Source organism: Lentilactobacillus parabuchneri DSM 5707 = NBRC 107865, assembly GCF_001435315.1.
In the GTDB taxonomy this organism is placed as follows: Bacteria; Bacillota; Bacilli; order Lactobacillales; family Lactobacillaceae; genus Lentilactobacillus; species Lentilactobacillus parabuchneri.
Window position 1 is genome coordinate 1 of record NZ_AZGK01000015.1, and the last position, 25,304, is coordinate 25,304.

Genomic DNA, 25,304 nt, shown 5'->3' on the forward strand with positions numbered 1-25,304 from the left:
GGGTTAGGCTGCCTTTGAGGACAGCTCCGATAACCCTGATCCCTTCTGCATAAGTCAAAAAAATCATCGATGAACAAGAACCGTTCATCAATGATTTTTCTAACTTATGCTCCGGGATCAACCCGGGTTTCGTCGCTCACTATTGTTCTTCATACCAAGTATAATGGAAGCTTCCTGGGCGGTCTACACGTTCGTACGTGTGGGCACCGAAGTAGTCACGTTGTGCTTGGAGCAAGTTTGCTGGGACAACTTCTGAACGATATGAATCGTAGTATGATACGGCTGCGGCCAATGATGGTACTGGGACGCCGGCCTTCGTTGCCAATGCGACAACATCACGTGCTGATTCTTGATACTTCTTGCAGATGTCAGTGAAGTAAGGATCCAACAGCAAGTTTTGCAACTCTGGATTCTTATCATAGGCATCCGTAATGTTTTGCAGGAATCGTGCACGAATGATACATCCGGCGCGCCAAATCTTAGCCATTTCACCTAACTTAATGTTCCAGTCATATTGATCTGAAGCAGCCTTTAATTGGTCAAATCCTTGAGCGTAACTCATAACCTTACCAAAGTAGAGGGCTTCACGAACCTTTTCAACAATTTCTTTCTTGTCGAAATCAATGTCAGCTTTAGGCTTTGGAAGAACTTTAGATGCAGCAACCCGGTCCTTCTTGAACATTGAAATGAATCGTGCGTAAACGGCTTCAGTGATAACTGATTGATCGATCCCAATTTCAAGGGCATCTTGTGAGCTCCACTTACCAGTTCCTTTGTTGGCACCACGGTCCAAAATCATATCAACGATTGGCTTGCTCTTATCGTCGCCAATATCATCTTTATGAGTCAAAATATCAGCAGTGATTTCGATTAAGTAACTGTCGAGTTCACCCTTGTTCCAATCCTTGAAGATGTCAGCTAATTCATCAACTGAGTAGCCGGCAAGGTTTCTTAAAATGTTGTAACTTTCGTCAATTAACTCTTCATCACCATATTCGATTCCGTTGTGGACCATCTTAACATAGTGACCAGCACCATTCGGGCCGATGTAAGTGACACATGGCTCGCCGTCAGCAGGTGCCTTTGCGGCAATCTTGGTTAAAATTGGTTCAACCAAATCATAAGCTTCTTTTTGACCACCTGGCATCAGTGATGGGCCTTGAAGAGCACCTAATTCACCACCGGAAACACCCATGCCGATAAAGTTAATACCGGACTTATCCAACTTGGCATTTCGAGCCATTGTATCGTGGAAGTTTGTGTTACCACCATCGATAAGGACATCGCCCTTATCAAGGAGTGGCAGTAATTCGTCAATGACAGCGTCAGTTGGCTTTCCAGCCTTAACCATCAAGATGATTCGACGAGGTGTTTCAAGTGAGTTCACAAAATCTTCAATCTTGTAACTTGGAACCAACTTCTTGTCGCCGTGATCCTTCATAACTTCTTCGGTCTTTGCGCCAGTTCTGTTGAAAATACCAACAGTGTAACCGCGACTTTCAATGTTAAGGGCTAAGTTCTTGCCCATAACAGCCATACCTACAACACCGATGTTTGCTTTTTGATCAGACATTTCAAAACCATCCTTTTCTTTTAAGAATTACTACACGCTTAGTGTACCATCTCACAAGAAGAAAGTGAAACAAAAACCTGTTAGAACGGTAAACTTAATTCCTTGAAAAAGAGATTGTGAAAATGAATCGTCATTTTTTAGGAAACGCTTTCACGTTGTGGAATCGGCATCGCCTGATTGCTGGCTAATTAGAAATAGAGTTTTCAAGAAGGTTACAAGGATCATTTTCAGCAAAATGGTAATTATTTTCAAACATGGCCAACAGAATATGCAACAAAAAAATGGTCAAAGCAAAACTGCTTTGACCATTTTTGAGGGTGAACCTATTTGTTTAATTTAAATACCCATTCACGGTGATCACGGGCAAGTAACTCATCAGCAGATACTGGACCCATTGAGCCAGGAATGTAGTTAGGGAACATTGGTTGTTGAATATCCCATACACGGCGGATTTGATCAACAAACTTCCATGCGTTGGCAACTTCTGGCCAGCTGGCAAAGTTTGTCCCGTCGCCCTTTAAAACGTCGTGGATTAAACGTTCGTAAGGTTGTGGAGTTTCCTTGGTTCTCTTTGAATCTTCAAGGTATTGCAACTGAACGGGTTCAGTGTGGAATCCTTGTTCGCTGTTCTTAGCGTTGACCATCAGTGAGAAGCCTTGGTTAGGCTCAATGAAGATGGTCAAAACGTTGGCGTTCAGTGGGGTGCTGCCGCTTTGTGGGAAGGCGAAGATATCAACCAACGGCTTCTTAAAGACAACGTCAACACGGGTAAACTTATCAGCCAGCTTCTTACCAGTTCTGATGTAGAATGGTGTGCCTGACCAACGATAGTTATCAAACATTAATTTACCGGCAACGAAGGTTTCAGTGTTTGAATCCTTTGGAACACCGTCTTCTTCACGGTATTCTTTGTCGTTACCAACGGCAGCGTATTGGCCGCGGACAAAGTTGCTTGATGCTTCAGCAACGTTGTAAACACGGAGACTACGTAATGCCTTAACTTTTTCAGCACGGATATCGGTATCCTTAAAGGCAACCGGTTGTTCCATTGCCAGCAAACTGACAATCTGCATAATGTGGTTTTGAACCATATCACGCAAAGCACCTGAGTTGTCGTAGTAACCGGCACGTTCTTCAACGCCAAGCTTTTCAGCCAGGGTAACTTGAATATTGTCGATATAACGGTTGTTCCACAGGGCTTCGAAAATCGTGTTTCCAAAACGAATTGCTTCGATGTTTTGGATCATTTCCTTACCTAAGTAGTGGTCGATTCGGAAAATTTGGTTTTCTTCAAACGCAGCACTTAAGTCGTCGTTCAATTGTTTTGCGGATTCGAAATCACGTCCGAATGGCTTTTCAATGACAAGGCGGTTAAATCCATTGCCTTCTGAAAGAAGGTGCTGTGCTTTGAGGTTCTTGGCAACTGTTCCGAAGAAGTTGGGTGCCATTGAAATGTAGAATACACGATTCCCATTCAATTGGTACTTCTTGTCCAGTTCATTTGCTTTATCTTTTAGAACAGAATAGTGTTCAAGATCAGTTACATCATGAGTCACAAAGTAGAAATGGCTCACAAAATCAGCAATTTGCTTTTTATTGGTAGATTCCTTAGAAACGGATTTTGAAACCATCTCACGGAACTTTTCATCATCAAACTTGTAACGGGAAGTCCCAATCACAGCAAAGTGATCACGGATGTTTCCCTTCTCGAAAAGCTTTAACATTGCAGGATAAAGTTTACGAGTGGCAAGGTCACCAGTTGCTCCAAAGAGCATAATCAAAGAACGTCTTTCAGTTGGCAAAATGTTCACTCCTATCAAAAAATTAACTAAGTAATTTGGTATATGTCTATACCAGTTCTTCCACATTATATAACACATAAGAGTCTAACAAAAGCGAATTACAAATGTAAATGAATAAAATTTACAGGCATATCGTTTTCATAATTGGACAGCTAAATTGTATGACTATTCCGTGACACCTTTCTTAAGAAAAGCATAAATGAATGCCGTTTTGTCGGCTTTTATAGCGATAATCATTTATAATAAGTCTTGCAAAATAAAGGTTAGGAGCAATATTAATGAAGAAATTTAAGTTTATCGCGTTCTTCGCTGTCCTGGCATCATTTTTAATCGGGTTCAGTGTCAACGCATCCGCAAGTTCTCCGTCATTATCAGTCAATAATGTTTACACCACATCAAAGGCGGTTACCGGTACTGCTACCAAAGGTGTGTCAATTATCGTTCGGAACACCAACAAAACAACCATTGCCAGCACGAAAGCTGACAGTACGACCGGTAAATTCAGTGCCGAACTGCACACAAGCGTTAAAGCCAACCAAAAGCTTTACGTTTATGCCCGCAAATCAGCAACGTCATACTTTTATCGAATTATGACTGTGAAGACACCAAAGTCTGCCACAACTACAACTACAACGACAACAACTTCAAGCAGTTCAAAATCTTCAAGTAGCAAGATTAAGATTTCTGAACCAACTGGTCGTTGGCAATCTGGTAACAACAACGGTTATAGCGTTGTGACCAACTTCAGCCAAAAGAGCGGCTTAAACCAAGGCCTCTACAAGAACGGTAAATTCCAAAAGAAATTAATCAATTGGGCAAGTTACAAGGTAACCACCTACAGCAAGACGTTCTGGGGAATCACTTACCGCGAACGCGGCGCTAAGACTTACCACAAGTTCTATTTGAGATTTACTGACAACACACACTTCATCATTGTCAACAAAGCCAACCATGCAATCAAAGTGCAGTATGACAACACACCACTTCACTATTATAAGTTTGCTTTGGTAAAATAAATTTGATGATTAGACAGCCGGTGTAAAAGGTCGATTGACTTTTTACACCGGCTTTTTTTGCCGTCAAAGCCCCCGCGAATCAGGGGCTAAATATGATATGATAAATTGAGATTGTTTGACGTTTGGGAGGCGTGATGATGGATGAAACACAACGAATGTTGGCAGGAAAGCTGACGGATCCCAGAGACCCGGTACTTATGAAACGACAGCACCTGGCTCACCGGTTATCGAAGATGTATAGCGATACTTTTGATGATGAACATGAAAGGCGTGCCGAGATTCTTCGGCAGTTGTTGCCCGATGCTTCTGAGCATATCTATTTTCAAGGACCAATCTTTTTTGACTATGGGGATCATACGACCATTGGTGAGCACTTTTATGGCAATACCAACATTATGGTGCTGGATACCGGCCGAGTTACGATTGGCGATAATGTCATGTTTGGGCCTAATGTGACGTTGGTGACACCGATGCACCCGCTCAAATATCAAGACCGCAATTTTGTCGCTGATAATTCGCTGCCGGGGAAAGAATATGCCAAGCCAATTACGATTGAAAGCAACTGCTGGCTTGCCAGCAACGTCACGGTGATTGGCGGGGTGACCATCGGAAATGGCAGCGTGATTGGTGCCGGCAGCGTTGTTACACGAGATATTCCGGCCAATTCGTTGGCAGTTGGCAATCCGTGCAAAGTGATTCGGCAAATAACTGATCAAGACGATATCCGATTGAAAAAAGAATTGTTTTAGATTATCTTTGATAACAATGTTGTTTTGGCCGATAGTATGCGAAAATAGTGCTAGAGAAATTTTGGATAACTCACTTAGAAGGGACTGATTAATTGATTAAACAACGAAGCGAAATTCGATTTAACTCCGTCATTGTGTATTCCCTGGTCTTAAACGCCGGTGCGGCATTCATGTGGCCGCTTGTCACGGTGTATCTGCACAACTATTTACATAAAACGTTGACCCTCGCAGGGCTGACGCTGTTGGCAATGTCATGTTTCATGATGTTGGGGAACTACCTTGGCGGCTATCTGTTTGATCACTGGTCTCCGTACAAGACAACGATTATCAGTGCGTTGATTTCAACTTCTGCGATCGTCACGTTAATCTTTTTCCATGGATGGCCGATATTTTCAATTATGCTGCTGTTTGTGGGCTTCGGCGACGGTGCTTGTATGACGTTGCTGAATTCTTATGCGGCCAGCATTAAGACCCGTTCGACCAGATCGATATTTAACGTTTTGTACATTGGTCAAAACGTCGGGATTGTGATTGGGACACTGATGGTCGGTTTTTTACTCAAGCATGGTGTCACCTTGGTCTTTATTGCGACCTCGGTCTTTTATGCAGCACTGATGATCATTACGATAATCGAATTCAATGTCAAAGTTGATCGCAGGGCACCTAGCAAGCCAGTTACACCTGGCGCCCCAGTAGAAACAAATGTCGGTGGGATGATCCTCTCGATTTGTGGTGTCGTCCTTGCAGTTTACCTAGCATACGCACTTTGGGAGAGCGTGATTCCCGTTCACATGACTAACCTTCATATCCCATTTGAAAACTATAGCCTGCTGTGGACTTTAAATGGCCTGATGATCGTGATCGGCCAGCCATTTGTGAATCGAATTGGGACTCATTTCAAGTTGAGTACGCAAACCTATGTCGGTGTGTTCATCTTTGCCGCATCATTTATCTGGCTGATTTTTGCCCGTGACTATTCAGCGTTTGTGATGGTCATGGTCGTCACGACCATTGGTGAGATGATCGGTTTCCCTGGAATTCCGGCTTGGATTGACAGCCTGTCAACACCGCAACAGCGGGGCAAGTTCCAAGGCCTCTACAACCTGTTTATGTCCTGTGGGCGAGCGGTAGGACCACTGATTGGTGGAATTGTGCTGGATTATGCTTCATACCGGGAGCTGTTCTCACTTGCTGCTGGATTGATTATTATATTTGCGGTCATTCTTTGGGCGATGAATAAACGCCGAGTGCTGATGATGACAAAATAACATTTGTTAACTAAATAAGGGAGCTGAAACAAAACACGCGTTTTGTTTCAGCTCCCTATTTGTTTAATGCGAATTAGCTTTCGGCTAATAACTTGTAAATTCGTTCCACGTCTCGGCCTGTTCCCCGCAGTTCGTAGTCCGCTAGAAATGGGACGTTAAATTGGGAGGCGTAGCGTTTGGCAGTTAAACAATACTGTTCGTTAAAGTTTTTGTTACCGCTGCCGATGATGCCGTGGCAAAGCTCAGCGTTCTTGTCATAGGCAATGTATTCGCCCAAGGCGTTGGTCATCAGCTCCGTCACGCCATTATCAATTCCGTTGCCACCGTTCAAATAGGTAGGAACAAACGCAAAGTATGGGTCGCTTTCATCGGCGAAATCAGTCTGCTCACTGATTTCTTTAGACTCAACCAGTGGGTTTGCGGGGTCTTGATCGTGCATGCCGGTTGCGTAGCTGGCAAGATTTTTAACAAATGAGCGGGTATTTCCCTCAATGGAAATAAATAAGATTTTAATCGGACTCAAAATGGGCCTCCTATATGGTTTGATGATGATCTGTGATTTCTTAACTACTTATCACTCTACCGATTGTCGGCGGTGGAAGCAACCTCAATTTTACGTTTTCATGTGGCCGTGTTTGGGTTCGGCTTTTTTGGGGATGAATCTTGTGAATAACCCAAAGCCAATTAAGATGATGAAGACAAGCCAACTAACTGCTGAGATGAGCTTGCCGACCTTAATTCCCGGTGTGGTGTAGTTGAGCTTGATTTGGTGGGTTCCAGCAGGCAGGTTCGCCCCGACAAAGCCCTTATTGACGACAAATGTTTTGGCAGACTGGCCATCAATGGTTAACTTCCAGCCAGTTGAATATGGAATGGAGGTCACCATCGTCGTTGAGTTGACGTTGCTGGTGGTGCCGCTGACATGATTGCCGTTAACCTTTAAATTGGCAGGCTTTGTTGCCTTGAGCTTTTGCATCTGGGTGTCATAGGACTTCCCGTATGGCATCGCAATCAGCTTGGCTGACTTGAACTTGATGTTTTTAACCTGGTTGAATTTGAGGTCGATGTTCTTCCGTTGATGCGTGGAGTAGCCTAAGTTCAAAACGATGCTGTGAATCTGCCGATAATTGGATAGGTTATTGTTATCGTATTGGTTGTAACCATTTTGATAATCCTTGGCAAATGCGCTAAACATATAGCCGCCAAAAGTTGGCTTTAGAATACTTTGTCTGTAGGTGTCCATCTTACCCATTCTGGAATACAGCTTATTTTGTAATAGGAACTGGTTAGCCATCCACTGTCGGCGTTGGGCAGGTGTGCCGTCTTGTTGCTGGATGCCAGAGAGTACCAAGAACAATTCAGTGTTCTTAGTCTTTTTTGGCTGCTTAACGTGAAGGGTGTAATCAATTGGGTTACCGGTGACGTCAGACGTCATTTCTCGAAGACCATTGATGTTCTTGTAATGGTTAGTTTCAATAATTGACCGGTTGGCAGCCAAAAGATCCTTTGTCCGCTGCAAGTTAGCACCCAAGCTGACTTGTTCGTGGGGTTGGTCAACCAACTTATCTGAGTTGGATTTGTTGATAATTCCCAGACGATATTTGGTCAATTGACGGCCGTTGTAGACGATTTTTGACGTGTCCATTTTAACTTGGTAACCGATATTTTTACTTGGTGAGGTATATTTCAGTGGGTGGGTATTTTCCTTGGTTGAGTTGACCACCGCGCCTTGGGTCATGACGCGTTCACGGTCGACTTTGCTCAATTGATTATAGGTAGTGGGTGAAACTGTCTTTGATTGGGTATAGATCAACGGAAGGGCATCGTTTGACTTGTAAATAGTGGTGCCATACATATTTTCAATTGCCTGAACGGCGTTAGTCCGAGCCTTGGCAGGAAAGACCTTAATGTCGCCATTCTTATCACGAACGGGCTTATACCCGTATGGCATGACTGGCGGATTCTTAGTGTTGGCCTTGGCAAACATATATTTAACCCCAAGCAGGTTATTAAAGGCAGTTCGATAATCTCCCTGAGCAATTGGCGTATTCATCGAAAATTGGCTGTTGCCAACGGATTGAGAGAATTTACCAAGATAGCCGTTTTGAAGAGTTAGGTAAACAGATGTGTCGTTTAAGCCACTATTGATGGGAAAGTCGGTATTAGTATTTGAGTAATTGGCAAGGTTTTGAATGTGGGTATTGTAATGGTACTTTGGCCCCATTGAGACACGGAAAAATCCAGGCAATTTATCCAAATATTTTTGAGCACCGTTAAAGTAATCCTGACTAAAACGAGTTGCTAAGCCACGGTTTAACTGTTGCAGTGCTAGCTTACTTGAGTGGGGACTGTAAATGCCGATGATATTGGCTGATATGTTCAGCAAAAAGATCGTTGAAATCAATGTGAGTTTGGTTGCTTGAGACCAGTTGAAGATTAGGCTGCCCAGTACCGCAATCAGGGTTAACAATAAGAAGCCATAAACCACAAAGTCATGGGGCTGCAGATCCATTAAGAAGCCACCAAAAACCCAGACCAACGTAATTAAGCCGATTGAAGCTCCTGCAAACCAGGCCACATCGTTTTTCGTAAAGCTGCCAATGTGGTCAACGAAGATCATGGTCGCGAAGCCAAACAGGATGGTAACCAGAAAGACCCACCGGTTTGAAGGCGTCGAAATGGCGTTCATAACCGCGCCGACGGCTGGTAGCAGAATCCCCACCAACATGGTGATTAACGCCACGTTGGGCCAGAAGTAACGCTTAAAGTGCCGCAGCATGTAGACCAGTCCCAGAAACGACAATCCGGAAATGCCAATCACCAACCAGAAATTCATTGCGCGCCCCGTTGGCAGAATAGCGCTTGGAATATCCAGGTAATATTGCAATGGGAAGAGCGTCATCCCGTTGGCAAAGTTGTCAGTAATTCGCGTTGATCCGGTTGCCAAGATAATGGTCGGAATGAAAACAATTGCTGCCATACCGAGTCCGATAACCGCCGAAATTATCAGTTTACCAAATGAAATGAGCGGCTCAAAATTTGGCCGTTTCCACATGCTGAGCATTCTGATGATCACGTAAGCAACAGAGCCTAAGCCCAAAATCCAGGCAAAATAAAAGTTACTTAAGAATACCAAAAAGACAGCAAAGATCAGCGGCAACCACGACTTATTGTGAAGAACGCGGTCAATTCCGTAACAGAGTAATGGATAAAAGATCAATGGCAGGATAAAGAATGGGTGGTGCAGTGCAGTTGCTAAGGCGTAACCGCTAAATGCATATGCGATCGCCCCAATCACCCGGCTGATTTTCTTGAAATGGTAGCTGGATGAAAAAAGCATGAATGCCAAGCCAGAGAAATACATCCGCAAAAATACCAGGAATGCGAAGACATTTTCAATTTGACTCTTTGGAAATAACACCACCAGGTAATTAAACGGATCGCCAATGACGTAATAGGCGAGGTTGGTCAATTGATCCGACCCCAGACTGATGTTCCAAGCCCAGTGGGTAAAGCCACCACTCGGATTTTTCAAAAAGGAAACAATCATGTGCCTGAGCTGAAGTAAGATGGGGTAATGCTGAGCCATTCCGTCCAGTTCCCAAATCATTGATCGTCCTGTTAAGAATAAGCAACCGACTAAAACACAAATCAAAGCGGTGAATAACACCGTATATGTGATCCAAGCTGGTGTTTTTTGCCATAGCTTTTTCACTTGTTGGATCCTCCTTAAATCTTTATAACGTTAAACTTGTCCTAATATGTAAAAAGACTGTTTCCAAAACAAATGTCTTGTCACAGTCTTATTGAAGTTTCAAAAATTAATTTGATGAATCGTCTTGATCGTCATCGTTGTGTGGGACCGCTTTATGCTTGGTCACCTCGAACCAATTGATGAACGAGTTTTCGTAATCAACGATTTTAAAATCAAAGTTTTCAAAGGAAATCACATCGCCGGCTTTGATGGCGGGATAATTGTCCAAGAAATATCCGGCTAACGTCACGGCATCGGAATTAGTGAATTCTGGGAAGTCAGCGTCAAAGTAGCGCTCAAAATCATGAGTGGTTAACTTACCGTTGACTTGGAAAGTACCGTTTGGCTGTTTGAAGATATAATCGGTAATTGATGGGTCGATTTCATCTCGAACAGTCCCAAACAACTCTTCATAAATATCTTTATCAGTGATAATTCCAGAGGTACCACCATATTCGTCAACAACTACAACGATTGGGGTTCGCTTCTTAATCATCTGATGGAGCACATCAGTGATTGGCGTCATTTCTGGCGTCGTTGAAATGTCCCGAAGCAAGCGATCAATCTTGATGGTGGGGTCGACTTGTGATTGGCGAATCAAGTCGTAATTATAGACATACCCAAGGATCTTGTCCTTATTATTATCAGCCACAACCGGAAGACGGCTGAACTTCTGCTGCAAGTAAACCTGAACGGCTTCCTTCACAGTGGTGGTGATATCAATGACCACCAGTTGGGTTCGGTCAATCATGATATCTTTGGCAACCTTGTCGTTTAACTGGAAGGCTCGCTGCATGTACAAATAGTCGTTTTGTTCCAAGGCACCACTCTTAACGGCGTTTCTTGACAAATTGAGGATTTCAGCCTGTGAGAACGACTCATCATTTTCATTAGCTACCTTTAGGCCCATCATCTTGACGATTCCGTTAGCTGAAATGTTGAGCAGCCATACGAACGGGTAGAAGATCACGTGAAAATAGTGCAATGGTGTGCTGATAAACGACAACACTTGCATGGGCATATCAATACTGATGTTTTTAGGGACGATTTCAGTTAAAACAACTTCCAAATACGTCAGAATGATAATTCCAAGCACGGCCCCGACTGCATGGGCGGCTGTCGGATCGATTGGAGAATTGTGAATCTCCATGACGTCCACTAGAATCGTTACCACAAAAGACTCACCAAGATAACCTAAAATAATTCCCGCAAGGCTGACACCAACTTGAGTCGTTGAGAGATATTCATTTAAGTTGGTGACCATGTGAATTTCCCGGTTCAGCTTTTTGCTTCCCTTGGTATTTTTACCCTTAGCTTCCTCAAGATTTTTCTTTCTTTCCTCAAGGGCACTGGCACGAGTTTGAACTAATGCAAATTCGCTGGCCACAAAGAATGCCGCAAAGAAAAACGTTACTATAACAATAATTAGATTAGTCAGTATCTGGCTATCGTCCAAAATTCAATTCCTCATTTCAAAAATGGTCTAGAGTTAAAAAATAACCTGAATCTGTAAACTTCAGATTACAACTAATTATACGCCGGTACAAGAGATTTTTTAAGTCATTTGAAATTATTCGTCCATTCAGCAGGCTTTTTTCTTAACTTTTCATGCAAATCAGTGCTAGCATTAAGGTAGATCAAAATAAAGGGGATGTTATCATGGCTGAGAAGGTAAGAGAAAGTGCTGCCGAAAAGAAAGCCGATGCTGAAGAGCGATATAATGATAAAGACCTCAAATACACCGACGAACAAATTAAAAAAGCAGTTGATCTGATTAATGAAAAGGGTTATGTCACCAAAAAAGATATTCCAGAAATGGATGACGATGACTGGTCAAAGGGATTCGCCCAAAAAATTGATGGCGTATTTAAGAACAGTGACAAAGATCCTTACATCTATTATGAAAAATTTGACTATGCTGGTGGCGACATTGACACAATCATTTGGAACATGGATGTGCTTAAGACTCGTGACGAAGCTTTAAAGAAGCTGGCAGAAGTCTTGGATGAAAAAATTGTCCGTTAATCCTTAGACAGTTGAACATTGGCGATCAAACAATCCAGTTAAGATTGCGGGCATTGCCAAGAATAAACAGGATAAAAGACGACCACTTTGGTGGTTGGTCTTTTACCCTGTTTTTTGATTTATTTTAAAGTGCCATCATCAGCGCAAACACCAGCGGAATTGTCGCCAAGCTCAAAATCGTTGACAGGCTCATCAGTGCGACTGCCGGACTGGTATCGCCATAGGCCTGCAGCGTGAATAAAACGACTAATCCTGCTGCGGGGCAAGCTGCCATGAGGACGGTTGTATAAAGCGCGACCCCGGAGACACCCAGTGCTTGAAGAACGAAAATTGACAAAATTGGGAATAATAGATTTCTGAAGAAAAGTGCCAGCCACAAGTGCCAGTCGATTAATTGCCGGCTGATGCGAATGTTGCCCAGACTATTGCCGATGACAATCATCGACAATGGCGTATTGATTGAACTGACGTAGTGGATGACCCGATCAACGGGGGCTGGCATGTGAAACGAAACCAGAAAAATCAATAATCCTAGAAAAATGGCAATAATATTTGGATTCATGATAATCTCACGGAAATTTTGCCAGTGATCGGTGGTTTGCTTGGGATTCTTAAACAAAGAAACGCCGTGGGTCCAGCTAAATACGTTGAATCCGGCCAAGGACGCCACTGCGAAGAAAACGCCGGTGTTGCCAAAAAGGGCACTGGTTAGCGGGATGCCCATGAAGCCGGCATTTGAATAGATGCTGCCATACTGGGTAATTCTTTGGAGGTTAATGTTACTTAATCGGCCAAACGTAAATTTGGCGACAATAATTTCAATTATGTAAAAAACAACGATACCGATTACGACCAGCATCAATTGTTTCAGACGACTTGGAGAATAAGATCGCTCAAATGCCCCAATGATGAGGCAGGGTGAGACGATATACAATAAAATATTTGTCAGGTCATTTGATGTTTGGGGATGCATGAACCCCAGCTTATTAATCAGAACACCGATTAGCATGAGAACAAACATCAAAACAATTTGGCTGGTTAGTTGTCCTAGGTCCATAGGGTCACTCCCTTCAAAATCAATTAGTTTTAGCCTATGCCGTTGCTTTTAGTACTGCTTGCCCAATTCATACACGAGCTCAGGCTCATTTCCAGTCCGTTGGAACTTGTTCATGACGTTAAGCATACTCATTTCGTCATCACTCAATTCAAAGTCCAACTCGGTATTTTCTTTAATTCTCTCTGGCGTTTGCGACTTTGGAATAATGGAGATGCCTCTTTGAATGTCCCATCTTAGGATGATTTGTGCTGGCGTTTTACCGTGATGTTTGGCCATTTTTGCAAGCATCGGGTTGTCTAAGACGGCACCTCTGCCTAATGGACTCCAAGCCTGAGTGACGATTGACATTTTTTTGTCAAACGCAATCATTGGTTGTTGGGTCAAATAAGGATGAGTTTCGATCTGGTTGACCACCGGCATTTCATCTGCCTGGGTTTTTAACAGTTCCAGTTGAGATTGCGTAAAGTTGCTGACCCCAATTGATTTGGCTTTTCCCTGTTTCTTAAGTTCCTCTAAGGCATGCCAAGTCTCAAAAAAGTGTTCGGCAACCGGCCAGTGGACCAATAGCAGGTCAACGTAATCGGTCCCTAACTGCTGCAGGGAAAAATCGGTACTATTAATGGTGAGATCGTGGCCCTGGTTCATCTCGGTGACTTTGTCGATAATGAAGACATCGTCACGGTTGGCAACGTTTCGAATGGCGTCACCCAGCATTTTTTCGTTGCGATAGTATTGAGCGGTGTCGAACATTCGGTAGCCGCTTTCGTAGGCCGTCGCAATGGTTTTGTTCATCAGGTCGGGATTGTCCAATTTGTAGGTGCCAAATCCCATCATCGGCATCTCGTGGCCATCCGCCAATTTATAAGTACTCTTATCTACTTGAAACATTTCGGTACCCCCTCGGAGTTATTTAGATCCATTTTAGCATATGCCGTGTTGATAAAATCGTTTGAATTTTAGTTAAAATCAATAAGAATCGTATAAAATTGGGATTGGTAACACAAATCAATGTGATTTTTCCGGTATATTTTGTACAATTGTCGTAAGTGAGGTGTTAACTGATGGCAGATGGCAACATTTCCAACGTGAATCCCGATTTTGGGCTGACTGATGCGCAAGTTCAGGCCCAAATTAAGAGTGGTCATAAAAATACCGCGGAGCAATCCCTGACACGAAGCGTGCGAGAGATCTTGCGGGATAATATTTTTACGCTCTTTAATTTAATTAACGTGGTTCTTGGAGCGTTAGTCTTTTATACTGGCAGCTACAAAAACCTGCTATTTTTGGGGATTGCCTTTTTTAACACCGCAATTGGAATCATTCAAGAAATCCGGTCGAAACGCCAAGTCGACAAAATGGTGCTGCTGGCCGAAGGTAAAATTAATGTGGTTCGAAATGGCGAAGATGTCCAGCTGCGGCCAGAAGACATTGTCTTGGGCGATATCATTCAGTTGGGGCGTGGCGACCAAATCCCGGTCGATGGTGAAGTTGTTCGCTCACGGGGAATCGAAGTCGACGAGTCGCCGATTACCGGTGAGTCGTCAACGATCTCAAAAGCGATTGGTGATCCGTTGACATCCGGGACTTATTTAATTGGCGGGTCAGGTAAAATGCTGGTCACAAAGGTCGGCGCGGATACGTTTGTTAACCATTTATCCAATGAAGCTAAACAGGGCAAAGATACGTCAAGTATTCTGCTGAACACCATTAACCGAATCATTAAGGTGTTGACCTACGTCATTATTCCTTTGGGGATTATCTTATTTGTTGCCAAATTATATGGTGGAACTGGAATTAACCGGGCGATTTTAGGCTCGGCAGCTGCCATGATTGGGATGATTCCGGAAGGCTTGGTGTTGTTAACATCCATGACACTGGCCGTTTCTGCTATGCATTTGGCCCGAAAAAAGACCTTGGTTAGAGATTTGCCCGCTATTGAAACATTAGCTCGGGTTGACGTGATTTGTCTGGATAAGACGGGGACAATTACCAGCGGCGACTTGAAGTTCGTCAAAGCCATTCCGATGATGAAGGATGTCCCGGCTGCCGAAGTTGAAAAAGTTGTCGCCGGAATCACTTATGGGACAGGTGACGGCAACGAAACGGCCAACGCAATCAAAGACGCGATTGACGATCCACAACTTAAAACCGAAAAGATTATCCCGTTTTCATCAGAAAGAAAGTGGAGTGGCGTCGGATTTAGCGACGGTCACGACTATGTGTTTGGCGCGCCGCAATTTATCTTTAAAGAATTGTCTCCGTCAGTTCGGGCCCAAATTACCCAGAACGCCGAGTTAGGTTACCGGGTGCTGGCAGTTGCCCAGGTGGATAATCTGGATCCCAGAAAGCCGCTTAATTCACCAAAACTGATTGGCCTTATTTTAATTTCAGATGTGATTCGACCTAATGCGGCGAACACGTTCCAATATTTCCACAATCAAGATGTCGACATTAAGGTGATTTCAGGAGATGACCCGACGACAGTCTCAACAATTGCCACTCAGGCTGGAATTAATCGCGCGCAAAACAGTATTGATATGACCACCGTTCAAGATGATGATGATTTCGGCGAGATTGCGGCTCAAAACACTGTCTTTGGTCGTGTTACACCTGACCAAAAGAAGCGGCTGATTAGTGGGCTTCAAGAACGGAAGCACACGGTCGCAATGACTGGAGACGGGGTTAATGATTTGTTGGCGCTGCGACAAGCTGACTGTGGGATTGCCATGGCTTCTGGAAGTGAAAGTACTAAAAGTATCGCTGATTTTGTTTTAATCAATTCCAACTTTGATGCCATGATCGACGTTTTGAAAGAAGGACGTCGGGTTATCAATAACATCGAGCGGGTTGCGTCAATGTATCTAATTAAGACCATGTATTCGGTTGCCCTCTCGTTTATCTTTGTTTTCTTTGCGATGGGTTATCCATTTGAACCCATCCAATTGACACCAATTACGTCGTTGATGGTGGGAATTCCATCGTTCTTCTTGGCGTTGGAACCCAACTTTAATAAAATTACCAATCAGTTTATGAAACAGGTGCTGGTTATTTCGACGCCTGCAGCAGTCTGCATTGTTGGCTATATCATGATAATTGAAGTCATTGGTTTGGTCTTTGGATTAAAATACGAGTTCACCTCGACACTGTGTGTTCTTTTGACTGGCGCAATCTGCTGGTTGGCACTTTTGATGGTTTCAAGACCGATGAACCGGCTAAAAATTGGCATGGACGTCTTGGTACTAGCGGCGTTTTTATTGATCATCATTTTCTTTAATAACGTCTTTTCATTGGTCTCTTTCTTCAATAAGGATATCTGGCTTTACGCAGTCCCACTGATTGCGACCGCTTATCCGTTGTATATTTTTATGCAGGGTGTGATTGCTCGAGTATTGGATCGGCGAGAGAAAAAGCGACAGGCCAGTGTGAAATAATTGAATGAAGGTTTTAACGACTTGGACGGGTGGTTCGGGTCGTTTTTTTGGTCGTGGGTTTTGGAGAGGGGGTTGAGGTTGGATTGTCTATAGTCGAAAAACGTGTTCCGACGACCGTAAACATAGTGCAGCGTCTAGTCCTGTGGACGACGCAACTGATGCTAACGTGTAAGAAAAAAATGATTTAAATCCAAATTCGGGATTTCAATCATTTTTCCCTTACACACCGCATCACCCGTTGCTCGTCACACTCTAGATTTCATCTAGACCCTCACACTAGATAACGTGGTATAATAGATACAAAGGAGTGATAACATGAACAATAACGAAGAACAATACGAACAGTGGGAGCAAAAGCTCAAAATGGTGGAGTTGCCACTGTGGGCAGATTTACCCAAATTTGAATTGTACATGGATCAACTCGTCGCTCTGGTTAACGAGACGCTGGGGCCCATTGGGATTGATAGAGTCACTCCTGCGATGATCAATAATTACGTTAAAAATAAGGCGATCATGGCGCCGGTTAAGAAAAAGTATCAAACCATGCAGGTGGCCGACGTGATTTTGATTAGCTTGCTTAAACCAGCATTTTCGCTAGAGACAATTCGCCACGGCATCGATCAGGTCACCGCCAACATTTATCCGCAGCAGGCCTACGACACGTTCATCAAACGCTTATTATTTTCATTTAAGAATATGGACAGCCGAAACAGCCGGGCACTGGAAGAGAAAAATCTAAATGACAAATTCATGCAGGTGGCCGTTAACGTCATTATTGACCGGATTCAGTCAGAAAAGCTCCTGCAGATCATTCAAAAGCCGTTGACTAAAATCACCAAGTAAAAGTTGAATGTCGTGAAATGATTCACATATAAATAATGGAACCGCTTTCATATAAAAAGGGCTTGTTTAACAAGTCCTTTTTATTTTGTTTGCTGCTACATCAGCCTGCAATCGCTTACAAAAAATAAATTGTGATTTTTTGAACAAAACTATTTACATTTGAAAAATACGTGATATGATTAATCTTGTGAAATTGATAACAAACAAACAACCTACAAACTTTTCATTGGAGGAAAATCAATGATTGATAATAAAGCAAAAGAAACAAAGCAAAAGAAGGACGTCACAACTGACGTTGATACTGTCATTAATGGATTGGTTTCAAAGGCCCAAAAGGCACTTGAAATTATGGACTCATTTGACCAGAAAAAAGTTGACCACATTACCCACCAAATGGTAATGGCCGGCCAAGACAAGCATATGGATCTTGCCATCATGGCTTATGAAGAAACCGGCCGTGGTGTTGCTGAAGACAAGGCAATTAAGAATATGTACGCCACTGAAGAAGTTTGGCACAGTATTCGCGACCACAAGACTGTTGGTGTGATCAAGGATGACAAAGAACGTCAACTGATTACGGTTGCTGAACCTCTGGGTGTTCTGGCTGGAATTACCCCAGTTACCAACCCAACCTCAACGACGTTGTTCAAATCAATTATTTCAATGAAGACTCGAAACCCAATTATCTTCAGTTTCCATCCACAAGCATTGAAGTCATCAATCGCTGCTGCAAAAATTGTTCGTGACGCTGCGATTGCTGCCGGTGCTCCTGAAGGTTGTATTCAATGGATTGAAGAACCAAGTATTGAAGCAACCACTAAATTGATCAACCACCCAGGTGTCGCAAGTACGCTTGCTACTGGTGGCCCAGGCATGGTTAAAGCTGCTTACTCAACTGGAAAGCCTGCTTTAGGTGTTGGTCCGGGTAACGGTCCTGTCTATATCGAAAAGACTGCAAACATCCTGCGTGCCGTAAACGATTTGGTTCTCTCAAAGACCTTTGATAACGGAATGATTTGTGCCACTGAAAATAGTGCGGTTATTGATACTGATATCTACGCTGAAGTTAAGAAGGAATTAGTTAAGAACGGTGTCTTCTTTGTCGAAAAGAAGGACCAGGACAAGTTGGCAGAAGCAATGTTCAACCCTAAGACCGGTGGTGTTAAAGGTCCTATCGCTGGTAAATCAGCCAAAGGGATCGCTAAATTAGCCGGCATCAAAGTTCCTGACAACACTAAAGTATTAGCCGCTGAAATTACTGGCGTTGGTCCTAAGTACCCATTGTCAGCTGAAAAGCTCAGCCCGGTCATCAGCATTTACAAGGCTAAGAACCATGAAGAAGGATTCAAGATCTGTGACGAATTACTTCACTTCGGTGGAATGGGTCACACGGCCGGCATCCAAACTTTGGACGACGACTTGGCACTTGAATTTGGTAAACAAATGAAAGCAGCCCGTGTTCTGGTCAACACGCCAGGTGGCTTTGGTGGTATCGGTAACCTTTACAACGAAATGACACCATCATTGACATTAGGTACCGGTTCATGGGGAGCCAACTCGATTTCTCATAACGTTACCGACTATGACCTGTTGAACGTCAAAACTATCGCAAAGAGACGAAATAATATGCAATGGATTAAGTTACCACGAGTTTACTTTGAAAAGACTTCTGTTCGTTACCTCATGGATATGCCTGGCATTAACAAGGTATTCATCGTAACCAGCCCAGAAATGGTTGAGTTCGGTTACGTTGACAAGGTGCTTGACGAATTGAAGCGTCGTCCTAATGAAATCGAATATTCACTGTTCTCAGGTGTTGAACCTGATCCAACCACTGATACGGTTGAAAAAGGGGTTCGTCAAATGAACGCGTTCAAGCCTGATACAATCATCGCCTTGGGTGGTGGTTCTCCATTGGACGCTGCCAAGAACATGTGGTTATTCTACGAAGACCCTAAGACCAGCTTCTTCGGTGCTAAGCAGAAATTCATCGATATCAGAAAGCGGGCATATCGCTTCAACAAGCCTAAGAAGGCTCAAATGATTGCGATCCCAACAACTTCAGGAACTGGTTCGGAAGTGACACCATTTGCTGTTATCACCGACTCAAAGACGCATGTTAAGTACCCATTGGCTGACTACGCTTTGACACCTGATGTTGCGATTGTTGACCCACAATTTGTTGAAACTGTACCAAAGGGTAACATTGCTGCTTCTGGTTTGGATACGTTATGCCACGGAATCGAATCATTCGTTTCGACAATGGCATCTGATTACACCCGTCCATTGTCACTGCAAGCAATCAAGTTGGTATTTGACAACCTGGCTGACTCATACAATGGCAACATGCACGCTAAAGAAGAAATGCATAACGCTGCAACCTTAGCCGGAATGGCATTTGGTAATGCCTTCTTAGGAATTAACCATTCAGTTGCTCATAAGCTTGGTGGCGAATTCGGCTTGACCCATGGGATCGCGATTGCAATCACGATGCCACATGTGATTCGTTACAATGCCAAATTACCAGAAAAGATCGCCGTATGGCCTAAGTATGAGTACTTCCGTGCCAACAAGGACTATGCAGAAATTGCCCGTTACGTTGGAATTCAAGGTAAGAACGACGATGAATTGATCGAAGGATTAGTTCAAAGAATTATCAAGTTAGCTCATGAAGTTGGCGTAACCTTAAGCTTGAAGGCTTGGGGCGTTGACAAGGCGAAGTTCGATGCAGCAGTTGATCGTCTTGCAGTATTAGCATACGAAGACCAATGCACGACAGCCAACCCAAAGGAACCTTTGATTGCCGATTTGAAGCAAATTATGATTGACGATTATGAAGGAACGAATGTAGAAAAATAGTGAGCGGAACAAACCGTTTAGCTTCTGAGTATTAATGGAATAAGTGAGCGACGAGCAACGGGTGATGCGGTGTGTAAGCTTAAAATGATTAAAATCCCGAATTTGGATTTAAATCATTTTAGGCTTACACGTTAGCATCAGTTGCGTCGGAGCTGTCCTAAAAAGCAGCCTAACCCGGGAGAGGTACTTAACTATCCAAAGAAATTTGTAGCATTGGCAACACGATAAATGAGAACCGCCAGATCACCAATAGCCCAGTTACGCAATTACTCGCGTGGCTGGGCTATTGAGCTTTATTTGGGGAGTGCCGGTTTGTGCAGCTGTCCTAAAACAGCATTTTACTAACACTTTTTCAAAAGCTCCAAGATCGGTCAACTTTCTATGCTATAATTTTCCATGTTAAGAAGCATAATAAAACGGAAAAAGGTGCAAATCCTTTACAGCCCCTTCGCTACTGTAAGATTGACGAAGCTGTCACAACTCACTGGGTCACCCTGGAAAGAGGACAGTTGTAGGACGAGATCAAGTCAGGATACGTTTGTTATGCCGATTGCAAAGCTTCTTAGGGTCGGCTTTGTCAATTAATAGCGTATCTCTCGGATATTTTGTGTACCCAAAATAAGTGTCTGAATTTAGGTTATTAGTGATTGAGAAACGGCCCTGGCTAGCGAAACTAGCCGGGCTTTTTTGTTGTGTTCATTTTTTGTTGAGGGCGTCATCACGATTTAATTATTTGGAGGAGAGCATACGCATGAAGAAAAAGCAGTTTGTTTATTGGATATCACTCATATTAGGGTTGACCTTATTATTTGCCGGAGGAAGTAACGTTGCCAGAGCAGATACTTCGGCCGACGTTGATTCAGCCATTGCATCCGGCGTCAAACTGACCGCGCAAAAAGAGACGTTAGATGCGTGGGATGCCGCCATTTTGGCCACCAGTGACAATGGCATTACCGATGCCCAGGCACAAAACGCCTATAACGACATTGTTACCACGAACTATTTTCTGAGCGGGGAGGATCATGGCTATGCCGGCGTTTCAAACGTTGCGGGCGTCATTGGTCTTCGTGCTTTGGGAAAAGATCCGGCCAACATCAATAAAAAGGATTTGGTGGGGCAGGTTATTAACGATCCACTGGCACAAAAGGAGAAGCCGGATTTATATACTTTGGTTAACGACCTGGAAGCTTTAAGTACTGGAAGTTACGGCAAAGCAAGTGAAAAAGCGCGGGCAAGTTTGACGACCAAACTCTTGGCTGCTCGGGACTCAGCATCAGGTATCTGGAAGTCTGCGTGGGGTGATGTTGATCCTACTGGACGAGCCCTACAGGCACTCTCAATGAATACGGATCAGCCAGGGGTTCCCGCGGCAATCTCAAAAGCGGTAGCCGAAGTTGAAAATCACTATTACCAACCAAACGGTGGCTTTGGCAATCAAGATAATAAGGAGGATCAGTATAACAACATTACGATGGTCGACGGACTGGCAGCCGCGGGCGTCGATGTTTATACGTCATTAAACAATAAGGCGGATTACAAAGCCCCCGTTCAACGTTTATTGGATCAAAAAGACGTTGATGCGGACAGTAATTCGATGCTGCTTCAGCAAGCCACCTATACTTTGGAACAAGCCAAATTTACCAAAGATGGTGGTCAGGGGTGGATCTTTAATTTTGAACAGAACCCGACCTTCAGGCCACGAGAACTTGCTAAATTAAATCAGGCGGCCACGGCTCAAAAACAAGTAATTAACGGCGATACGGTAGGCTCCGCAACTGATAAGGCAACCGCGATCAGTCAGGTTAACCAGATTCTAGAAAGTTCAATCACAAAGATTAATGCTGATACCTCGGCTGAAGAAGCAATTGCCGACAGAGCGGTGGGGATTGCGGCAATCAACAATGTGAAAATTGTTGATTCAAACGCCAATTCGACAAGTACAACACCGACCACGATCAACAATAATTACACGACGATTATTAGTAGTGGGGCAAATTCATCGAGTTCAGCCTCAAGCGCAAGTTCGCAAGTAGCGCCAACCCCTCAAAAGAAGCATCAAAGTATCAAGGGATCGGTTGTCTATGGGTTGACGAAGGTTAAGCTGTACAAAACGACTCACTTTACCAAGTCCAATCTCATACGGACCTATCAGAAGCAACCTCGAACCAAGCGGCCGATGTTTCTCGTCATCAGCCAAACGATCAATCAAAACAGCCAGCCGATTTATAAGCTGAAAAACCTCGGGAGTGGTAAGACCGGCTACGCATTAGCAGGGGCAACCCATTTCTCAAGGGCTTACTATTCTGCTAAAGTTATCCAGGTTAAAGTGATCAATCCTAAAGGAATCAATGAGTATGGAAAAGTCAAACTGACCGATAGGAAGCATCATGTAAAGAAAAATGCGCTTCTAGCAGTTAAACAAGTTGTTAAGTACGGGCGCACAACTCGTCTGCGGTTGGCCAATGGCTGTTACGTCTCCGCCAACAAAAAAATGGTATTTGCCACTCGGATTGCAAAAGCGGTTGTTCAAAACACTGATGCCACGGCAACACCGACTGTCCCCACTTCATCTGCAACCAGTTCATCTTCTACGACGACCCAAGAGCAAACGACGCCAACGACATCCAATGGGACCGCCACACTGCCAAACAATGTGCCGACTAATCCGGCTGGAAATGCCAATGCCAATTCTGGTTCTAACACGGACTCCAGCACTGAGACGGTAACATTGACGATTAACGCCAATGGCTCAGTAATTGCAAGTGGCAGCGTCACGGTGGCCAAAGGTAAAACAGCGCTGGACGCGTTAAATGCCCTGGCTTCACAACACAACTTATCGATTACAATCAGTGGATCCGGCAGTACAGCTTACGTTAAAGGGATTAATGGATATAATGCCGGGCCAGCGGGAACCATGACCGGCTGGTTATACGCAGTCAATGGCAACCAACCGAACGTGTCCATTGGTGCGTATACTGTCAAAAATGGTGATCAAATTTCGCTGACTTACAACAAATAATGACGTATTTTGAGGAGGTTCTTTCATATGAATCAACTGATTAAAAAAATCCTGGTGGCATCAACCGCTGCGTTGATGGCCGTTACTTTTGCGACAACGACTAACGCAGCATCTGTGCACACGGCTACAGCCACGACGATCCACACCCAGACAAAACGGACCTATAACTATGCCAAAAAGATGTTGATCAAAAATCGAACCGGCTTGTCCGGTAAGACCAGTGCCATTTTTAGCAAGAAAGCTTATCCGGATACTGGTGCATCTTCTGGTTACTCCGATTTTTTACTTGGTCTCAAAGGAAACCATTATCGTTTCACCACCAAGCAAAGAACTTTATTACGTAAGAACTTGGTGATTAAGCGAAATACGCCGGCCGCTTCGTTAGCCAATGCCGTAATGGCGGTGTCGGCGATGGGGATGAACGCGAAAAAATACAAGCCATATCACCAAAAACACGGAATCAATCTGGTGGCCAGGCTGTATCGCGCACGCATTTCCAACCAAACAGCCAGCTCACAAGCTCAGGTGCTGATTGCCGTTTCGATGAGCAGTAAATTTAAACGGCCAAGCAACGCCAAATTTAGCAAGACCAGTCTGAGCTCGCGGTTGGTGAATGCGCAATTGACAAATTCGGGGTGGACGTACAATAACGCTCAGGGAACCAAGGACGCCGACACGACCAGCATGGTCTTAACAGCCCTTTCTCGGAGTGGTTCCAGTAGCAACCATGTTCGCTCAAGTATTCAAAGCGGCCAAAAATTCCTATTCAGTATTTCCCAACCCAACGGCGCTTTTGGCTACACATTCAATGGCAAAACGACGGCTAACGCGAATTCGACAGCCGAAGCGATCATCGCCTTAGCAAACGATTCAACGACTCAAAAATACGTGAACACGACACCCATCAAGGCGAACCAAACAGCGACGCCACTGCTCGCAATGCTGACGTACGTTAATCGATCCGGCTCAATCAAGCACGCCACCAGCCAACTGTATGGTGTCGGCCAGGTTAATTTGGCGATAGCGGCATATAAGGCTGCAGTGAAGCACCAATCTGTTTACGGGATAAATTAAACAGTGTGACCGAATAGCAATTAGCTTCCAGAATATAATTGCTTAAACAACCGAAAGATGGGACTGGACGCACAATTTAACAAGATAATATTTGCATAAAAAAGGTCAGAGCAAAACATCTAGTTTTGTCCTGGCCTATTGTTTGTTTAAATGTTCACAGACCTCTACAATTATTCTAATGAAAGGTATACTAATACTTAAATACCAAAAGAAGGTAACTCAAATGTCAACTAAACCAGCCAATTTTAAAACACAATTATTGACGCTTTTAACAGTCTACCGCCAGAATTTTTTTGTCGTCGTTTGGGCTGTTGCTTCCATCGTCGTCTTTATTGGGATGTCACTCCAATATGGGTTTGACTACGTTGGTCAGGTGAAAAGTGTGGGTTCGTTTTTCAGCGTTATTGGTCCACTGGCTTTTGAAGAACTGAGAAAAGATTTTCAATTATTGCTGCCAATTTTGATACTATCGATTATGCCAACATCGATTTTATCATCGCTTTGGTTGAGTATCATTGGGGCTTTTATCATGGGCGGCACCGCACAAAGTATTTTTGCGGCAGCTCAGTCATCACTTGGGACGTTGAAATGGCTGATTGTCGTGATTTACGTTGGCTACTTTATTTTGATGGTGCTACTTGAATTGTTGTTATTTGTGATGTTAACAGAGATAGGCCAATATTACGTCCAAAACCGCAGCCATGTGCACTGGTGGACGTTTGCGCTGACATGGCTCAAAGCAATCAAGCATGCTTACTTATTACACTGGCAACTGTTCTGGAGCCTCATTCTCGGTAAGCTGGCGTTATATATTCTCTCAGTTATCTAAAAAGG

17 protein-coding genes and 1 riboswitch are annotated in these 25,304 nt (G+C 43.8%); of the genes, 10 read left to right on the plus strand and 7 right to left on the minus strand.

Translation table 11 applies throughout. The annotated features are described in order from the left end of the window. Positions 1-139: 139 nt before the first annotated feature. Together gndA and zwf are read right to left on the minus strand one after the other, a co-directional pair. Positions 140-1,573 (minus strand): NADP-dependent phosphogluconate dehydrogenase, encoded by a 1,434-nt coding sequence (gene gndA, locus FC51_RS10215; protein ID WP_057909014.1) that lies wholly within the window; start codon positions 1,571-1,573, stop codon positions 140-142. Positions 1,574-1,896: 323 nt separating this feature from the next. Then, positions 1,897-3,375, minus strand: a complete 1,479-nt coding sequence (gene zwf, locus FC51_RS10220) for a glucose-6-phosphate dehydrogenase (RefSeq protein ID WP_057909013.1) — start codon at positions 3,373-3,375, stop codon at positions 1,897-1,899. A gap of 278 nt (positions 3,376-3,653) precedes the next feature. On the opposite strand from zwf, the gene FC51_RS10225 reads away from it, so the two are divergent. The 3 genes from FC51_RS10225 (at position 3,654) to FC51_RS10235 (ending at position 6,408) form a co-directional block, all read left to right on the plus strand. Beyond that, on the plus strand, positions 3,654-4,391 hold the full coding sequence (locus tag FC51_RS10225) for an Ig-like domain-containing protein (protein ID WP_057909012.1): 738 nt from the start codon (positions 3,654-3,656) through the stop codon (positions 4,389-4,391). Between the two features lie 137 nt (positions 4,392-4,528). Beyond that, on the plus strand, positions 4,529-5,140 hold the full coding sequence (locus FC51_RS10230; RefSeq protein ID WP_171031877.1) for a sugar O-acetyltransferase: 612 nt from the start codon (positions 4,529-4,531) through the stop codon (positions 5,138-5,140). A 92-nt stretch (positions 5,141-5,232) separates the two neighbouring features. Next, positions 5,233-6,408 (plus strand): MDR family MFS transporter, encoded by a 1,176-nt coding sequence (locus FC51_RS10235; RefSeq protein WP_057909010.1) that lies wholly within the window; start codon positions 5,233-5,235, stop codon positions 6,406-6,408. 73 nt (positions 6,409-6,481) lie between these two features. On the opposite strand, the gene nrdI is transcribed toward FC51_RS10235, so the two are convergent. From nrdI to FC51_RS10250, 3 genes are all read right to left on the minus strand, one after another. Beyond that, positions 6,482-6,931 (minus strand): class Ib ribonucleoside-diphosphate reductase assembly flavoprotein NrdI, encoded by a 450-nt coding sequence (gene nrdI / locus FC51_RS10240; RefSeq protein WP_057909009.1) that lies wholly within the window; start codon positions 6,929-6,931, stop codon positions 6,482-6,484. 90 nt (positions 6,932-7,021) lie between these two features. Further along, positions 7,022-10,123 (minus strand): YfhO family protein, encoded by a 3,102-nt coding sequence (locus FC51_RS10245; protein ID WP_057909008.1) that lies wholly within the window; start codon positions 10,121-10,123, stop codon positions 7,022-7,024. A 106-nt stretch (positions 10,124-10,229) separates the two neighbouring features. Next, positions 10,230-11,618: a hemolysin family protein gene (locus FC51_RS10250; protein ID WP_057909007.1), complete on the minus strand. Its 1,389-nt coding sequence runs from the start codon at positions 11,616-11,618 to the stop codon at positions 10,230-10,232. A gap of 203 nt (positions 11,619-11,821) precedes the next feature. On the opposite strand from FC51_RS10250, the gene FC51_RS10255 reads away from it, so the two are divergent. Then, positions 11,822-12,187, plus strand: coding sequence for a hypothetical protein (locus FC51_RS10255; protein WP_057911300.1), 366 nt, complete (start codon positions 11,822-11,824; stop codon positions 12,185-12,187). Between the two features lie 124 nt (positions 12,188-12,311). On the opposite strand, the gene FC51_RS10260 is transcribed toward FC51_RS10255, so the two are convergent. Further along, entirely contained in the window at positions 12,312-13,244 is a 933-nt protein-coding gene (locus FC51_RS10260; RefSeq protein WP_057909005.1) for an AEC family transporter, read from the minus strand. 48 nt (positions 13,245-13,292) lie between these two features. Continuing rightward, complete coding sequence (locus FC51_RS10265; protein WP_057909004.1) at positions 13,293-14,132, minus strand: aldo/keto reductase; 840 nt, start codon at positions 14,130-14,132, stop codon at positions 13,293-13,295. 173 nt (positions 14,133-14,305) lie between these two features. Here FC51_RS10265 and FC51_RS10270 point away from each other — a divergent pair, with 173 nt between their 5' ends. The 6 genes from FC51_RS10270 (at position 14,306) to FC51_RS10295 (ending at position 25,299) form a co-directional block, all read left to right on the plus strand. After that, positions 14,306-16,675: a cation-translocating P-type ATPase gene (locus FC51_RS10270; RefSeq protein ID WP_057909003.1), complete on the plus strand. Its 2,370-nt coding sequence runs from the start codon at positions 14,306-14,308 to the stop codon at positions 16,673-16,675. 315 nt (positions 16,676-16,990) lie between these two features. Continuing rightward, on the plus strand, positions 16,991-17,518 hold the full coding sequence (locus FC51_RS10275; RefSeq protein ID WP_057909002.1) for a DUF1836 domain-containing protein: 528 nt from the start codon (positions 16,991-16,993) through the stop codon (positions 17,516-17,518). Positions 17,519-17,758: 240 nt separating this feature from the next. After that, complete coding sequence (gene adhE / locus FC51_RS10280; RefSeq protein ID WP_057909001.1) at positions 17,759-20,377, plus strand: bifunctional acetaldehyde-CoA/alcohol dehydrogenase; 2,619 nt, start codon at positions 17,759-17,761, stop codon at positions 20,375-20,377. Positions 20,378-20,739: 362 nt separating this feature from the next. After that, positions 20,740-20,935: riboswitch (cobalamin riboswitch) on the plus strand. Between the two features lie 193 nt (positions 20,936-21,128). Continuing rightward, positions 21,129-23,396 carry a DUF5776 domain-containing protein gene (locus FC51_RS10285; RefSeq protein WP_057909000.1) on the plus strand — a complete coding sequence of 756 codons (2,268 nt, stop codon included), beginning with the start codon at positions 21,129-21,131 and terminating at the stop codon, positions 23,394-23,396. Positions 23,397-23,423: 27 nt separating this feature from the next. After that, positions 23,424-24,470: a prenyltransferase/squalene oxidase repeat-containing protein gene (locus FC51_RS10290; protein WP_057908999.1), complete on the plus strand. Its 1,047-nt coding sequence runs from the start codon at positions 23,424-23,426 to the stop codon at positions 24,468-24,470. Between the two features lie 223 nt (positions 24,471-24,693). After that, entirely contained in the window at positions 24,694-25,299 is a 606-nt protein-coding gene (locus FC51_RS10295; RefSeq protein ID WP_057908998.1) for a hypothetical protein, read from the plus strand. The last annotated feature ends 5 nt before the right edge of the window (positions 25,300-25,304 follow it).

What these genes read in the sequence shown, in the direction of transcription:
- gndA (WP_057909014.1), bottom strand. Translation starts at nt 1,573, where the DNA reads ATGTCTGATCAAAAAGCAAACATCGGTGTTGTAGGTATGGCTGTTATG.
- FC51_RS10225 (WP_057909012.1), top strand. Translation starts at nt 3,654, where the DNA reads ATGAAGAAATTTAAGTTTATCGCGTTCTTCGCTGTCCTGGCATCATTT.
- FC51_RS10230 (WP_171031877.1), top strand. Translation starts at nt 4,529, where the DNA reads ATGGATGAAACACAACGAATGTTGGCAGGAAAGCTGACGGATCCCAGA.
- FC51_RS10255 (WP_057911300.1), top strand. Translation starts at nt 11,822, where the DNA reads ATGGCTGAGAAGGTAAGAGAAAGTGCTGCCGAAAAGAAAGCCGATGCT.
- FC51_RS10260 (WP_057909005.1), bottom strand. Translation starts at nt 13,244, where the DNA reads ATGGACCTAGGACAACTAACCAGCCAAATTGTTTTGATGTTTGTTCTC.
- FC51_RS10265 (WP_057909004.1), bottom strand. Translation starts at nt 14,132, where the DNA reads ATGTTTCAAGTAGATAAGAGTACTTATAAATTGGCGGATGGCCACGAG.
- FC51_RS10270 (WP_057909003.1), top strand. Translation starts at nt 14,306, where the DNA reads ATGGCAGATGGCAACATTTCCAACGTGAATCCCGATTTTGGGCTGACT.
- FC51_RS10275 (WP_057909002.1), top strand. Translation starts at nt 16,991, where the DNA reads ATGAACAATAACGAAGAACAATACGAACAGTGGGAGCAAAAGCTCAAA.
- adhE (WP_057909001.1), top strand. Translation starts at nt 17,759, where the DNA reads ATGATTGATAATAAAGCAAAAGAAACAAAGCAAAAGAAGGACGTCACA.
- FC51_RS10285 (WP_057909000.1), top strand. Translation starts at nt 21,129, where the DNA reads ATGAAGAAAAAGCAGTTTGTTTATTGGATATCACTCATATTAGGGTTG.
- FC51_RS10290 (WP_057908999.1), top strand. Translation starts at nt 23,424, where the DNA reads ATGAATCAACTGATTAAAAAAATCCTGGTGGCATCAACCGCTGCGTTG.
- FC51_RS10295 (WP_057908998.1), top strand. Translation starts at nt 24,694, where the DNA reads ATGTCAACTAAACCAGCCAATTTTAAAACACAATTATTGACGCTTTTA.